The sequence below is a fragment of the Streptomyces sp. NBC_00400 genome, assembly GCF_036048035.1.
GTDB lineage: Bacteria > Actinomycetota > Actinomycetes > Streptomycetales > Streptomycetaceae > Streptomyces.
In genome coordinates this window covers 5876493-5891060 of the sequence record NZ_CP107940.1, presented here as the reverse complement: position 1 = coordinate 5891060, position 14568 = coordinate 5876493, and the positions used below count along the sequence as shown (strand labels likewise).

The 14568-nt window shown below is 73.0% G+C and carries 13 protein-coding genes; 8 read left to right on the top strand and 5 right to left on the bottom strand.

The window, feature by feature from the left end; all coding sequences use genetic code 11:
- Positions 1 to 138 precede the first annotated feature (138 nt).
- On the bottom strand, positions 139 to 558 hold the full coding sequence (locus tag OHS81_RS25765; RefSeq protein WP_328387025.1) for a peptidase inhibitor family I36 protein: 420 nt from the start codon (positions 556 to 558) through the stop codon (positions 139 to 141).
- A 605-nt stretch (positions 559 to 1163) separates the two neighbouring features.
- Positions 1164 to 2765, bottom strand: coding sequence for an MFS transporter (locus OHS81_RS25760; protein WP_328387024.1), 1602 nt, complete (start codon positions 2763 to 2765; stop codon positions 1164 to 1166).
- Positions 2766 to 2880: 115 nt separating this feature from the next.
- On the opposite strand from OHS81_RS25760, the gene OHS81_RS25755 reads away from it, so the two are divergent.
- The 7 genes from OHS81_RS25755 to OHS81_RS25725 all read left to right on the top strand — a co-directional run bounded on the left by OHS81_RS25755 (position 2881) and on the right by OHS81_RS25725 (position 11081).
- Complete coding sequence (locus OHS81_RS25755; protein ID WP_328387023.1) at positions 2881 to 3534, top strand: TetR/AcrR family transcriptional regulator; 654 nt, start codon at positions 2881 to 2883, stop codon at positions 3532 to 3534.
- A gap of 252 nt (positions 3535 to 3786) precedes the next feature.
- Positions 3787 to 5001 (top strand): alpha/beta hydrolase, encoded by a 1215-nt coding sequence (locus OHS81_RS25750; protein WP_328387022.1) that lies wholly within the window; start codon positions 3787 to 3789, stop codon positions 4999 to 5001.
- Positions 5002 to 5209: 208 nt separating this feature from the next.
- Entirely contained in the window at positions 5210 to 6088 is an 879-nt protein-coding gene (locus OHS81_RS25745) for a DUF4429 domain-containing protein (protein WP_328387021.1), read from the top strand.
- 183 nt (positions 6089 to 6271) lie between these two features.
- Entirely contained in the window at positions 6272 to 7648 is a 1377-nt protein-coding gene (locus OHS81_RS25740; RefSeq protein ID WP_328387020.1) for a sensor histidine kinase, read from the top strand.
- On the top strand, positions 7645 to 8325 hold the full coding sequence (locus tag OHS81_RS25735; RefSeq protein WP_328387019.1) for a response regulator transcription factor: 681 nt from the start codon (positions 7645 to 7647) through the stop codon (positions 8323 to 8325). The genes OHS81_RS25740 and OHS81_RS25735 overlap by 4 nt, the downstream gene beginning before the upstream one ends.
- A gap of 199 nt (positions 8326 to 8524) precedes the next feature.
- The gene (locus tag OHS81_RS25730; protein ID WP_328387018.1) at positions 8525 to 9691 is read left to right on the top strand and encodes an alpha/beta hydrolase; all 1167 of its coding nucleotides are present in this window, start codon (positions 8525 to 8527) and stop codon (positions 9689 to 9691) included.
- Between the two features lie 151 nt (positions 9692 to 9842).
- On the top strand, positions 9843 to 11081 hold the full coding sequence (locus OHS81_RS25725) for an acyltransferase family protein (protein ID WP_328387017.1): 1239 nt from the start codon (positions 9843 to 9845) through the stop codon (positions 11079 to 11081).
- Between the two features lie 64 nt (positions 11082 to 11145).
- On the opposite strand, the gene OHS81_RS25720 is transcribed toward OHS81_RS25725, so the two are convergent.
- Together OHS81_RS25720 and OHS81_RS25715 are read right to left on the bottom strand one after the other, a co-directional pair.
- The gene (locus OHS81_RS25720; protein WP_328387016.1) at positions 11146 to 12174 is read right to left on the bottom strand and encodes an aldo/keto reductase; all 1029 of its coding nucleotides are present in this window, start codon (positions 12172 to 12174) and stop codon (positions 11146 to 11148) included.
- Positions 12175 to 12181: 7 nt separating this feature from the next.
- A complete protein-coding gene (locus OHS81_RS25715; protein WP_328387015.1) occupies positions 12182 to 12667 on the bottom strand; it encodes a MerR family transcriptional regulator in 486 nt (161 codons plus the stop codon).
- Positions 12668 to 12852: 185 nt separating this feature from the next.
- Here OHS81_RS25715 and OHS81_RS25710 point away from each other — a divergent pair, with 185 nt between their 5' ends.
- Positions 12853 to 13674, top strand: coding sequence for a serine hydrolase domain-containing protein (locus OHS81_RS25710; RefSeq protein WP_328387014.1), 822 nt, complete (start codon positions 12853 to 12855; stop codon positions 13672 to 13674).
- Positions 13675 to 13840: 166 nt separating this feature from the next.
- Here OHS81_RS25710 and OHS81_RS25705 read toward each other — a convergent pair whose 3' ends face one another.
- Positions 13841 to 14512 (bottom strand): pirin family protein, encoded by a 672-nt coding sequence (locus OHS81_RS25705; RefSeq protein WP_328387013.1) that lies wholly within the window; start codon positions 14510 to 14512, stop codon positions 13841 to 13843.
- Positions 14513 to 14568: the final 56 nt, after the last annotated feature.

Sequence of the window (14568 nt, the reverse complement as noted above, 5' to 3'; positions counted from 1 at the left end):
CCGCGGCAGACCGCCGCGTCTCCTCTCCCGCGCCCCCCGGCCGGCGTCCTTCGCCGGCCGGGGGGCGCGGTGGTGTGCGGCCGGGCGGTGTGTGGTGGGGCGCGGCGGGGCGCACGGGGAGGTCCGTGGGCGGCCGGTTCAGCGCTCCCACACCTTGAACGCCCGTACCTGGTACGGGGACCGCGGCACCCAGCTGCCGCCGCCCGGGTAGGTGTCGAACTCGGCGGTCTCGGCGCATTCCTCGCTCTGGTAGGTGGTCACCGGCCGGCCGGTCCGGTTGGCGAGCGCGGCGGCACTCGTTCCCTTGGGCAGCGGGGTGCAGCTCTCGATATCGGTGTCGGACAGCTCGTAGGTCCGCCGTGTGCCGCCGAAGTCCGCCTTCGGCCACAGGCACAGCTGTCCTGCCGCGCACTGGCCCGAGGCGGCACCGGCACGACCGCCGGGGGCCGCGTGCGCAGCCGGGGTGCCGAGGGCCGGCGGGACGGCGAGGGCGGCGGTGAGCGCGGCGAGGCCGGTGAGGAGCGCGGTGGTGTGGGGCGTGCGCAGACGCAGACGCATAGGAATCTCTCCCCCGTGAAGTACGACGATGGCGTTCCGCCCTGGGCGGGTTGCCCGCGGCGGGTGCTGCGGTGTCGAGCTTCGCGAGGGCGCGGCGCGGTTGCCAAGGCCGTGGCGGCACGGCCACCCGGATCAGGGATGTGGACAGCCGGAACGGCCCGGCGTGCGGCGTCCGGTGCACGGCGTTGACGTGGGACGGACCGGCGGACAGGGAGTGCGGAAACCGTTCGCCCCATGGCCTGCCGGGGTCCGGGAGGCACCCGATGCCCCAGGAGGAGGCCGGTGCCCGGTCCGGTTCCCGCGCCGGCTCATCCGGATGAGGGATTCGGCTGAGGGACCGGTCCTCCGGCAGGGCCAACTCCCGCCGGTCGCACGGCGGGAGGGGCCGGACGTGGTCCGGGACGGCCGGTTGACGCCCGCCGTTGACGGCAGCACGCGGGGCACCGCACAGGCACCACGCAACGGCGCGCGGCCGGACGAGGACGAGCCTCGTACCTGCCGCGCGCCGGCGCCGGGCGTCAGGGCGTCGGAGCCGGGCTCGTCCCCGCGCGGTGGGCGCTCGGACGCCGGGCGCCGCGGAGGGTGTGCCCTGCGGCCGGGCCCGGTCAGATGTGGCCGACCCCGGCGCCCGCCTCGGCGTTCGCGCCGCGCTTGGTGAAGACGGCGACGACGGCGGCCACGACCGCCACACCGCAGGCGACCGTGAAGGCCAGCCCCATGCCGGACACAAAGGTGTCGTGGGCGACGGAGGTGATCTTCTGGGCGAACTCCGGCGGGGTGCCCTTCGGGACGGGGGCGATACCGGCCGAGACCGCGTCGGAGAGCTGGGACGCCTGCCCGGGCGGGACCGGCGGGAGGCCCGCGGCCTTCCAGTTGTCCGGGAGTTCGTTGTCGACGCGGGAGGCCATCACCGCGCCGAGCACGGCCGTGCCGAGGCTGCCGCCGACCTGCATCGCGGCCTGCTGGAGGCCGCCGGCGACGCCGGAGAGCTCCAGCGGGGCGTTGCCGACGATGACCTCGGTGGCGCCGACCATGACGGGCGCGAGGCCCAGGCCGAGCAGCGCGAACCAGAGGGACATCGGGCCGGTGGTGCTGTCCGTGTCGAGACCGGACATGCCGTACATCGCGACGGCGGTGAGGACCATACCGCCGACCAGCGGGATGCGCGGGCCGAGCTTGGTGATCAGGGCGCCGGCGAGCGGCGAGCCGACGATCATCATGCCCGTGAGCGGGAGGAGGTGCAGACCGCTGTCCACGGGGGTCATGCCGTGGACGTTCTGCAGGTAGAACGTCACGAAGAACAGGCCGCCCATGAAGGCGAAGGCCATCAGCACCATCAGGACCGTGCCGGCGGTCAGCGGCAGGGAGCGGAACATCCGCAGCGGGACGAGCGGTTCGCGGACCTTGGTCTCCAGGACGGCGAACAGCGCGAAGAGGACCACCGCGGCGATCAGGAAGCCCCAGGTCTTCATGTCGCCCCAGCCCCATTCCGACGCCTTGATCAGCGGCCAGATGAGGCAGAACATCGCTCCGGAGAGCAGCGCGATGCCCGGGATGTCGAACGAGCGCGGGGCGTTCTGTGCACGGTGGTCCTTGAGGATCACCAGGCCGAGGACCAGCGCCAGCACACCGACCGGGACATTGATGAAGAACACGGACTGCCAGTTGACGTGCTCGACCAGCAGTCCGCCGACTATCGGCCCGCCGGCGGTGGAGGCGCCGATGACCATGCCCCAGATGCCGATCGCCATGTTGAGCTTCTCGGCCGGGAAGGTGGCGCGCAGCAGCCCCAGCGCGGCGGGCATCAGCAGCGCGCCGAACAGGCCTTGCAGGACACGGAAGGTGATGACCAGCGCGACCTCGTGGGAGAAGCCGATGGCGCCGGAGGCGGCGGCGAAGCCGAGGATGCCGACGAGGAAGGTCTGGCGGTGGCCGAAGCGGTCACCGAGCTTGCCGGCCGTGATCAGCGCGACGGCCAGCGCGAGCATGTAGCCGTTGGTGATCCACTGCACGTCGGCGAGCGAGGCACCGAGGTCCTTCTTGATGGCCGGGTTGGCGATGGCGACGATCGTGCCGTCCAGGGCGACCATCATGACGCCGATCGCGACGGAGAAGAGGGTCAGCCACGGATGGCCGCGCAGCCCCTTCGAGGGCTCTGGTGCGGGAAGGTCCGGCGCAGCGACGGCGACCGGCGTCTGAGAACTCATACGACGAGGCTAATGTCAGCCACTGACAGTTGACAAAGCAAATCATGAGTCGGTAACTGTCATTTCGCTCACAGGTAACCTGAGCAGCGAGAACACCACGGAAAGGCGGCTCAGGATGGCGGACCCGACGCCGCATACGGCACCCACCGGCCTGCGGGAACGCAAGAAGCAGCGCACCCGCGACGCGCTGATCCGCGCGGCACTCGAACTCTTCACGGAGCAGGGGTACGAGGCGACGACGATCGACGAGATCGCGGAGGCCGTGGATGTCTCCCAGCGGACGTACTTCCGCTACTTCGCCAACAAGGAAGACGTCGCCTTTGCCGTCCAGGAGATGGTCGAGGCCCGCTTCCTCGACGAGCTGAGCGCACGGCCCGCGGCGGAGGCACCGCTCACCGCCCTGCGCACCGCCGTGATGGTGGCCTGGGACGACATCGGCAGCGCCATCGAGTCGGTGATCCCGGTGGAGCTGTACATGCGCTCGTTCCAGATGATCGAGTCGACGCCCGCACTGGTCGCCGCGCATCTGCGGCGCTCCTCCGAACTGGAGGAGCAGATCGCGCGGTTGATCGCCCGGCGCGAGGGACTGGATGTGGATGAGGATCCGCGTCCGAGGGTGCTGGTTGCCGCGCTCAGCGGGGTGATGCGGGTGGCCGGCAAGGTGTGGGGCGAGGGGCAGGACTGCAGCGTGGCGTCCATCCGCGAGCTCACCCAGTCCTATCTGGACCACATCGGGCCGGCGATGGAGGGCGACTGGCGGGCGAAGTGAGCGCGACGGCCCGCACAGCGGCTCGTACGACGGGTCCGCGACAGCCCCGCCACCCGCGCGGCATGCGTTACTCCCCGTAACGGAAATCCACCTTTACGCGATCACTCCGCGCGCCCCCTGAGACCGCGCCTGCACGACTGAGCACCGAAAACGGCTGACACGTGTCCGGTTTGGTCGAAATACCCACCGTGAAACGTGATCTCACTCACGGTCACAGCAAGCACCCTTCCGCTTCTCCTAGGGTGGCACGCGGTGACTTCCTTCCCGGGCCTCGGCCCCTCCTCCAGCTTCCTGCAGTCCTCCGCCTTGCGTGCCGCGCTCGCCCTGGCGGTGGTGTTCGTGATGCTTGCCCTCACCGGCTGGACGGCCGTCAGAGGAACCAAGGAAGACGCCCATCCGCTGGCCACCGCCAAGACCGCCTGGCAGCACGCCACCTTCCACGGCCGCCCGCTGCCCGACCCCGACGGTTCGCCGGCCGCGCTCCGGGGCTTCTTCGCGGGGCTCACCGGTGCCGAGAAGCAGCAGCTCGCCGACCGCTTTCCGCTGGTCGTGGGCAATATGAACGGCGCCCCCGTACCGCTGCGTTACCGCGCCAACCGGATGGCCATCGACGATGCCCGCGGTATCGAGAAACAGCGGATGGGCGACCGCCGGCTCACTCCCGTCGGCCGCCAGGAGGCGGGCCGGCTGATGCACCGCTTCGAGTCGATGATGAGTCCCGCCCGGCAGATCCTGGCGTTCGATCCGGCCGGCGACGGCCGGGCCGCCGAGGTCTTCGGCAACCTCCCGGCGGCGCAGCGGGTCTCGGTCGTGGTGCCCGGCGTGGACACCAACCTGTCGACCTTCGAGCGCACCGCGCGGGCGAACACCGCCCCCGTCGGCATGGCGCGGTCCCTCTACGGCGCCGAGCGCGAAGCCCGGCCGAGCACCCGTACCGCCGTGATCGCCTGGGCCGACTACACCTCGCCGGCCGGGATGGGCGTCGAGGCCGCCACCGGGAAGCTCGCCGCGGACGGCGCGGTCCGGCTGCGCGCCCTGGTGGACGCGCTGCCCTCCTCCGACGCCGTCTCGCTGTTCTGCCACAGCTACGGGTCCGTGGTGTGCGGCGTCGCGGCCCGTGACCTGCCGTCCAACGTCGAGGACATCGCGGTGGCCGGCAGCCCCGGCATGCGGGCCGGCAACCTCTCCGGGCTGCGCACCCACGCCCGCGTCTGGGCCATGCGGGACGCCGACGACTGGATCGCGGACGTGCCCTACCTGGAGGTCGGCGGGCTCGGCCACGGCGCCGACCCCGTCGATCCGTCCTTCGGCTCACGGGTCCTGTCGGCCGACGGCGCCGTCGGGCACGCCGGCTACTTCGCGCCCGGTACCCGCAGCCTGCGCAACTTCGCCCTGGTCGGGGTGGGCGCGACCAGCACCGTCTCCTGCGCCACCGATGACCCGCACTGCAGTTCGGGGCTGGCCTGAGGGCCGTCGGCCCGTACGACTGGTTCCGTGGGCACGGCCCGGCGCCCGGGGACGGGCCGTGCCCACGGGAACCGCACCCGGCGCCGGGGACGTCCACCAGTACAGGGAACGCAGCGGGTGGCCGGAGTGACGCGCGTAGCTTCGGCAGAACGCCCCGAGGTGTCCGGAAGGGGGACGGGCGGGCAACCGCCCGCATACGATGAGCCGCATGGGTGATGTGCTGGCCGGTTTTCATGCCGTCTGGGAGTTCGACACGGACTCCGTACTCATCCGCTTCGAACGGGGGATCCGCAGGCCGAAGCTGTTCCAGGCGCTCGGCGAGCGACGCATTCCGTACGAGGCGCTGAGCTCCGTCGAGGTGACCGGAGGCAGACGCGGCACGGTGGTGCTGCATGCCGTGCCCCGGACCGGCGCCGATCCGTTGATGGAGGCGGCGGACGGACAGCTCAAGAAGGACGCCGATCCGTACCGGCTGGTGCTGCCGGCCGAGCGCGAGACGCTGGCCGAGTACTACGCCGACGAGCTGCGCACGGTGCTCGGCCCCGATGCGAAGGAACCCGCCGACCGCCACCTGGTGGCCGCGCCGGAGCCGCCGCTGCACTTCAAGGCGTACGACGGCAAGGCGTCCTTCGACGGCCGTTCGGTCGCCTTCCGGTGGTTCTGGACGGGTGCGTCCTCGGCGAAGTGGAAGTGCGGCGACCAGACCTTCCCGGTCGGCGAACTGGCCGGGGTCGAGTGGCGGTCACCGGAGATCCTCAACGGCTATCTGCGTCTGCTGGAGCGCGGTGCCCGTGAACCGGGGACCGGCGAGGCGGACCAGGATCCGGCCGCGGTGGTGTTCGGGCTGGGGTACGGCCCCGTTCATGAGTCGCTGCCGTTCGCGGCCTCGGTGCTGCAGGCCGTACGCGCCGCCGAGCCGGCGTCGGAGACGGCGGAGCGCGAACCGCGCCGCCGGACCGGGGACGCACGCCGGGACCCCGCGGATATCGCGGACCGGATACGGCACCTCGGCGAGCTCCACGGGGCCGGCCTGCTGACCGACGACGAGTTCAGCGCGAAGAAGGCCGAGCTGCTGGCGGAGCTGTAGCGGCTCCGGGGCTCCAAGGGGGCAAGGACTCCGGATGCCCTCGGGAATCCTGCGGGCCGGGGTGCGGACCCGGGGACGGGATCCCTGGGACGGGATCCGGGGGCTCATACCGTGGTAGGGGGTGGAAGTCCGGCCCCTGGTATGACGCCACGGCCGCGGCGCTCCGCTTGGATGGAGGGCGCGATGATCCGACCCTCTTCCCTCCCCGCACCCGAGCCGGCCCGCGGGCGGGTGCTGCGCGCCGTACGGCAGGCACCGCACCTCCTCGCCGTCGAGCTCGGCACGCCGACCGAACCCGGCACCCCGCTGTTCGGCAGCGTCCGGAGCGCCTGGCTGCGCCGGCTGCCGTATCTGGTCGCGTTCGTGTTCGCGGTGTCCCTGCTGCCGACGACCATCACCCTCCTCAGCCACGACTACGGCCTGGACGGCGGACTGTCCGGCGCGCTGGCCACCGCGCAGGTCGCGCCGCTGCTGCTCGCGGTGACCCGGCCGCTGCAGGCCTGGTGGGTGATCTTCGCGGCGGACGTGGTCTGCGCCCTGGCGCTCATCCACGCGGACGACGTCGCGGACCGCTCCTGGCCCTGGCCGCCCACGGCGATCGTCGGCTATCTCGCGCTGATGGTGGCGCTGTCGCTGCGCGAGCGCGGCCGCACCCTGATCGCCGTCTGGCTGGCGACCGGTGTGGCGGGCGTGCTCTCCGAGGCGGTCGCCCCGGACCGGATCAACGGCACCTGGGTGCTGCTGTTCGTGCTGACCGGGGTGGTGCTGCTGATGGGCGCCACGCTGCGGGAACGCGGCGACGCCCGGCGGAAGTTGATCGAGCAGGAGACCATCAGCGAGGCCGAGCGGGCCCGTCGGACGCTGCTGGAGGAGCGCACCCGTATCGCCCGCGAGCTGCACGATGTCGTCGCCCACCACATGTCGGTGATCACAGTCCAGGCCGACAGCGCCCCGTACCGCATCAGCGGGATACCCCGGGAGGCCGAGGAGGAGTTCGGGTCGATCGCGGCGACCGCACGGGAGTCGCTGGCGGAGATGCGCCGGCTGCTCGGGGTGCTGCGCAGCGAGGAGGCGGAGCGGCACGGCGGCCCGGAGAAGACCCCGCAGCCCGGTATCGGCATGCTGCCGAAGCTGGTCGAGGGGACCGTACGGGCGGGTGTGCCGGTGGAGCTCTCGCTGCCCGGGGACCGGGGGCCGCTCGAACCGGCGGTGGATCTGTCGGCGTACCGCATCGTGCAGGAGGCGCTGGCCAATGTCGTACGGCACGCCCCGGGCGCACCGACCCGGGTGTCGGTGACGACGGCGGCGGACGGCTCCCGGCTGACCGTCCTCGTCGTCAACTCCCCGCCGCCCGCGCCGTCCGCGCCCTGTGCACCGCTGGAGACCAACGGCACCGGCCATGGCCTCGTCGGCATGCGGGAGCGGGTGCGGCTGGTGGGCGGTTCGCTCGACACCGGGCCGCTGCCCGACGGCGGGTTCCGGGTGGCCGCGCAGCTCCCCCTTTCGCCGCCGCCCGCCCCGGTGGCTTCCCCTGGACCGAAGGATTCCGACTCCGTATGACCACGCGCGTGATCATCGTCGACGACCAGGCCATGGTGCGCGCGGGCTTCGCCGCGCTGCTCGCCGCGCAGAGCGATATCGAAGTGGTGGGCGATGCGCCGGACGGGGTGCAGGGAGTGGAGCTGAGCCGCCGGACGCACCCCGATGTGGTGCTGATGGATGTCCGGATGCCCGAGATGGACGGGCTGGAGGCGGCCCGGCAGCTGCTCGATCCGTCCCCCGGGGTGCCGCACCGCCCGAAGGTGCTGATGCTGACCACCTTCGATGTCGACGACTACGTCTACGAGGCACTGCGGGCGGGGGCGTCCGGCTTCCTGCTCAAGGACGCGCCGCCGGGTGATCTGATCTCCGCGGTCCGGGTCGTGGCGGCCGGGGAGGCGCTGCTCGCCCCGTCCGTGACCCGGCGGCTGATAGCCGATTTCGCCCGCCGGCGGCCCGCGCCCCGCAAGGGCCGGGCGGCGCTACAGCTGACGGGCCTCACCCCGCGCGAGACGGAGGTGCTGGAGCTGATCGCCCGCGGTCTGTCGAACCAGGAGATCGCCGCTGCGCTGATCGTCGCCGAGCAGACCGTGAAGACCCATGTCAGCCGGGTGCTCGCCAAGTTGGCGCTGCGGGACCGCGCCCAGGCCGTGATCTTCGCGTACGAGTCGGGGCTGGTCACGCCCGGGGAGCAGTAGCGGCCGGGAGCGGTAGCCGTAGCGGAGGGGAGGGTTCCCGGGCGTACCCTTCCCCGCGCTGCCCCTCCTTGAGGACGAGGGAGGCGCCTCCCCCCTACCGGGGTATCACCCGGCAGTTGGCTCCGCGGTGTGACGCCGCGCCCTACACCCTCTTCCTACGTTTCCCTCCGCCACACCAACGGGAGAGGGAGACACCACCATGTCCAGGCTGCGAAGCATCGCTCAACGCGGCCGGCGCACGCTCCTCGGCGCCGCGCTCGCGCTGACCCTGGCCGCCGGCACCGGCGGCTGGGCGGCCGGCACCGCACAGAGCGCCGTCACGGGCCCGGCGCCCGGCGCCGCCGCCTGGCGCGCCGACCACTCCCTCGGCGTCCGGCTGCCGGACCCGGCGACCGCACGGCCCGCCGACGTCACCCGCTTCTTCGCCTCGCTGACCGACGGGCAGCGGCAGGCTCTGGTGGCCCGGCACCCGCTCACCGTCGGCAATCTCGACGGGGTGCCCCCCGCCGTGCGGTATGCGGCCAACTCCCGTGCGCTGGCGGCGGAACGGGACCGCCGGCTGGCCCGCGCCACCGATCCGGCCGGCACCCTCCAGGAGCACCGGCAGGCCAGGAAGGCGGCCGCCCGCTGCGCTTCGCTGCTCTCCCCCGGCCGTCACATCCTCGCCTACGATCCCCGCGGCCGCGGACAAGTGGCCGAGGTGTACGGCGACTTGGCCACCGCCGAGCGCACCGCCGTGATCGTGCCGGGCTCGGACATCGACCTGACCTCCTTCGACCGCGACCACCACCCGTACGGCACACCGGCGGGCATGGCCAGGTCGCTGCGGACCCGGCTGGCCGCCGACGCACCCGGGACCCGTACCGCGGTCATCGCCTGGGCCGGATACACCACACCGGTCGGTATCGGCCCGGATGCCATGACCGGCCGGCTCGCCGATGCCGGGGCGCCGCGGCTGGCCCGGTTGCTGTCCGGGCTGGCCGCCGTGGGGGCCCCGGCCCCGGCCGTGCTGTGCCACAGCTACGGCTCGGTGGTCTGCGGGCTGGCCGCCTCGCAGCCGGCCCACGGCGGCATCGCCGACCTGGTGTTCTTCGGCTCGCCCGGCGTCCGCCGGGACAACGTGGCGCAGCTGCACACCTCGGCCCGGGTCTGGGCGGCGCGGGACGGGTCCGACTGGATCGGTGATGTCCCGAACGTCGAACTGTTCGGCCTGGGGCACGGCACCGACCCCACCGACCCCGCCTTCGGCGCCCGCCGGGTCTCCGCCGTGCGGGCCGTGGGCCACACCGGCTATCTCGCGCCCGGTACGGACTCCCTGCGGAACTTCGCGGCCATCGTGCTGGGCCGCTACGGCGCCGTGCGCTGACGCCGGTGCGTGACACCGATCCGCGGCATCCGTCCGCGACACCGGTCCGCGACACCGGTCCGTGCAAGGCCGCTGGGTCCCGGGCCCAGGCCCCGGCGCCCGTGCCTCCCCGCTCACCCCACCCTCCGGTCCCAGGACTCAAGGACGCCTCATGGACATCGCCTTCCTCACGTCTCTCAGAGACGCCACCTCCAAGACGGTCCGCACCATCGAGGACCGCACGCCGGCGGACCGCGACCGCGCCCTCGACGGGCTGCGCGCGCTGGCCCTGCTCGCCGTGCCCCTCGGCCACTGGCTGCTCGGGGGTTTCACCCGCGATGCCGGCGGCGCACTGCACAACACCAGCCCGCTGAGCACCTTCGGCGCTCTCGCGCCCGCCAGTTGGGTGCTGCAGATGCTCGGCATCTTCTTCCTGGTCGGCGGCCATGCGTCGGTGCGCTCCCTCCGGCGCGCCACCGAGCGGGGCGAGTGGGCCGGAGTCTGGCTGCGCGGCCGGATCCTCCGGCTGGGCCGCCCGGTCCTCGGGGTGACGGCCGTGTGGGCGGTGCTGCTCCCCGTCCTGTACGGCCTGGGGGTGCCGGAGGCGACGCTGCGGACCGGGGCGACGCTGGTGATCCAGCCGCTGTGGTTCGTGGGCGTGTATGCGGCGGTCACCGCGCTCACGCCGTACTGCCTGCGTGCCGCCCGGCGGTGGGGCGCCTGGGCCGCGGCACCGCCGGCGGCCGTCGTGGCGGCGGTGGACTTCCTGCGCTACGGGCCGTCCGCCGATGTCATGCCGGGGTGGACCGGCCTGCTCAATCTCCTGCCCGGCTGGCTGTTCGCCTATCAGCTCGGGGTGTCCTGGGGCGGGCGGCGGCTCGGCGTGCGCACCGCCTGGTCGCTGCTGCTCGGGGGCGCCGCACTGTTCGCCGCGCTGCTGCTGTTCTTCCACTACCCGGTGAGCATGGTCGGCGTCCCCGGTCAGGACCGTACGAACTCCCACCCGCCGTCGCTGCTGGTCCTGGCGCTGGCGGCGGCCCAGTCCGGCGCCGCCGTCCTGCTCCGTGACCGGCTCGCCCGTCTCCTGCACCGGCCTGCCCTGTGGGCGCCGGTCACGATCGTCAACCTCTCGGCGATGACGGTCCTGTGCTGGCATCAGACGGCGATGCTCTCGGCGGCCGTGCCCGCATCCTTCCTGGGCGAGATCCCCGGGCTGACCACGCAGCCCGACACCCTCGGCTGGATCCTCGCCCGGCTCGCCTGGCTGCCGGTGTTCGGCGTGGCGCTGCTCCTCATCGCGCGCACCACCCGCCGCTTCGAGGCGCCGTGGACCGGTGTCACCCGGGCCCGCCGGGCCGGCGCGGCGCTGCTGGCCGCCGGGTTCGCCGCCTTTGCGCTGGGGCTGGCGTGAGCACCCGGCCGGGCGGCGGGGCCGTAGTGCAACGAAGCGCACCACCGGCCCCGCCCCGCGGGCCTTACGGCCGCCCCGCCGAGGTGTGCGTCATGTCCGCGTACCGCGCCCCCGCGACCTGTCCGGCGATCGGCTCCAGCAGCGCCAGGTCCTGCTCGGTCAGCGGGATCCGGGTGGCCCCGGTGTTCTCCTCGACACGGCTGCGCTTACGGGTGCCGGGGATCGGCACGACGGCGATCCCGTGGGCCGTGGCCTGGTGCTGCACCCAGGCCAGCGCGATCTGGCCGGGCGTCACGCCATGGGCATCGGCGAGCTTGCGGACCGGCTCCAGCAGCGCGGCGTTGGCGGTGGCGTTGTCGCCGGTGAAGCGGGGCTGGGTCCGCCGGAAGTCGTCCTCCGTCAGCTCCTTGTCGGCGCTGACGAACGCACCGGTGAGGAAGCCCCGGCCGAGCGGCGAGTACGGGACGACGCCGACCCCGAGCTCGGCCGCGGCCTGCACCACGCCGTCCTCGATGTCCCGGCTGAACAGCGACCACTCGGACTGCAGGGCCGCGATCGGGTGCACGGCCTGCGCCGCGCGCAGCTCGGAGGCGGTCACCTCGCTCAGCCCCAGGTGCTTGACCTTGCCCTCGGCCACCAGCTCGGCCATCGCGCCGACCGACTCCTCCAGGGGGACGTCCGCCGTGCGCCGGTGCATGTAATACAGGTCGATCTCGTCGACGCCCAGACGCTTCAGGCTGCCCTCGACGGCCTGGCGGATGTACGGCCGGTCGTTGCGGATGACGCGCTTGGACCGGTCGTCCGGGTGGTCCGGGTCGGCGGCTATCGCGAACTTGGTGGCCACCACGACCTCGTCGCGGTGCGCCTGGATGAACGGGGCGATGAACTTCTCGTTCTCCCCCAGGCCGTACATGTCGGCCGTGTCGAAGAGCGTCACGCCCAGCTCCAGGGCCCGCTCCAGCGTGGCCCGCGCCTCGTCGACGTCCGTCGTCGGGCCGTAGGCGAAGCTCATGCCCATGCAGCCGAGGCCCTGTACCCCGACCCGCGGTCCGCCGGTGCCCAGTTCGACCGTCTCGATCTTGTTGCTACCCATGGAGCCCTCAGAATCTCTCGGACGCCCGGCGGGCGTCGGCATAGATGTCGATCTTGTAGTCGAGGATGTCCAGCGTGCTCTGCAGCTCGGCTATCCGCTGTCGTACGTCCTCGCGGTGCGCGGTCAGCAGCTCCTCGCGCTCGGCGAAGGTGCGCTCCCCGGCCCGCACCAGCTCGGCGTAGCGGACCATGTCCGCGACCGGCATGCCGGTCAGCCGCAGCCTGGCCACCAGGCTCAGCCAGTCCAGATCGCGGTTGGTGAAGCGCCGCTGCCCGGTGTGGGTGCGGTCCACATGCGGCATCAGGCCGATGCGCTCGTACCAGCGCAGGGTGTGGGCGCTGAGTCCGGTGTGTTCCGCCACCTCGCTGATCGTGTACTGGTCCCGGCCGGCGGGCCGCGGGTGCGTGAGCGCCGGGCCGCACTTGCGCGGCCTCGCCGGTAGCTTCCCGGCCGCGGCCCCGCTCGTGACCGGTTCGCTCTGCGTTACCGTCATGCCCCGTCTCCCCTGGATCGCCGGTTGTCTCCCGGCCTGTTCGCCGGGTGCCTCTCGACGTCTTCAACGCTAGAGACTTCGAGTGCACTCCAGGCAAGTGCGGATCACGGGCAGACTTGACCGGGATTTGGGGACGTGCGGACCTCCCGGACAGGGCGGAGGGGACACCGCCTAGGCTCGTGGGCATGCAGAGCCTGCGGATGATCGAGAACTGGCCGGTGCCCACCGCCGCGGCCGCCGTCGTACGAGCCGATGGGTCGGTGGCCGGATCCTACGGCCCCCAGGAGCACCGCTTCCCGCTGGCGTCCGTCACCAAGCCGCTGGCCGCGTATGCCGCCCTGCTGGCCGTCGAGGAGGGCGCCGTCGAGCTGGACGAACCGGCCGGACCCGAGGGGTCCACGGTCCGTCACCTCCTCGCCCACACCTCGGGGCTGGCCTTCGACGAGCAGCGCACGATGGCCGAGCCGGGCACCCGCCGGCTCTACTCCAACACCGGTTTCGAGGCGCTGGGCGACCACATCGCCAAGGCGACGGACATCCCCTTCCCGCAGTATCTGCAGGAGGCGGTCCTCACACCGCTCGGGATGACCGCGACGGAACTGCCCGGCTCCCCCGCCAAGGACGGCGTCTCCACCGTCGCCGACCTGGTCCGGTTCGCCGCCGAGCTGCAGGCGCCGCGGCTGCTCGCACCGCAGACGCTCGCGGAGGCGACGCAGGTGGCCTTCCCCGGCCTGACGGGGGTGCTGCCGGGCTACGGCCACCAGAAGCCGAACGACTGGGGGCTGGGCTTCGAGATCCGCGACGGCAAGTCACCGCACTGGACGGGCAGCACGTCCTCGCCCCGCACCTTCGGGCATTTCGGCCAGTCCGGGACATTCCTGTGGGTGGATCCCGACGCGCGCGCGGCGTGTGTGGCGCTGGCCGACCGGGCCTTCGGGCCGTGGGCCGTCGAGGCCTGGCCGCCGCTGACCGATGCGGTGCTGGCCGAGCTGGCACAGACCGCCTGACAGGGCGATACGGGCGGTACGCGGGCGTAAGCGGGCGATCCGGGGCGGACAGTGCGAACGCCCCCCGGCCCCGGACGGCGCGACACACCGGCATGGCGCGCCACCGCCGGCCCCGGACCCGCCGCCGGCCCCGGACCCGCCGCCGGCTCCGGGCCCGCCGCCGCCCTCACCCGTACGCCGGCTCCGCCCCCATCTCCCACACCAGGCACTCCGCCGCCGCCAGCCCCTGCAGCTCCACGCCCGCCCCCTCGGTGATCCGCGCCGCGTCGCCGGCCTCCAGGCGCTCCGCACCGATCCGTACGGCGCCACGCACCACCTGCACATACGCCCGTGCGGCATCCGGGACCGCGGTGCGCTCGCCCTCGGCGAGGCGGCGCAGATGCAGCAGGGCCCCGGCCCGCGGGACGGCGTACGGGGTGCCGTCGGCGATTCCGCGCACCACCTCGTACGACGGCTCGCCGCCGAATTCCCGTGGCGCCAGCCACATCTGGACGAACCGCAGCGGCCGCGCGCCGTCGTTGCGCTCCACATGCCGTACGCCGCCGGCCGAGCTGAGCCGCTGGAGATCACCGGGGCGTACGGTGGTCTCGTGGCCGGCCGAGTCGCGGTGGGTCAGCTCGCCCTCGACCACCCAGGTCACGATCTCCGTGTCGCGGTGCGGATGCTCGTCGAATCCGGCGCCCGCCGCCAGCCGCTCCTCGTTGCAGGCGACCAGCGCACCGAAGCGCAGATTGTCCGGGTCGAAATGAGGCCCGAAGGAGAACGCGTGCAGTGACTCGATCCCGGCCTCCGCATCCCCGCCCGGATACCGTTCATGGCCTCTGCGCACCTGAATCATGGGCCCACCGTAGCCCCGCCCCCGCACCCTCCCGCCCCGATAGTGCAGGCTTGTCC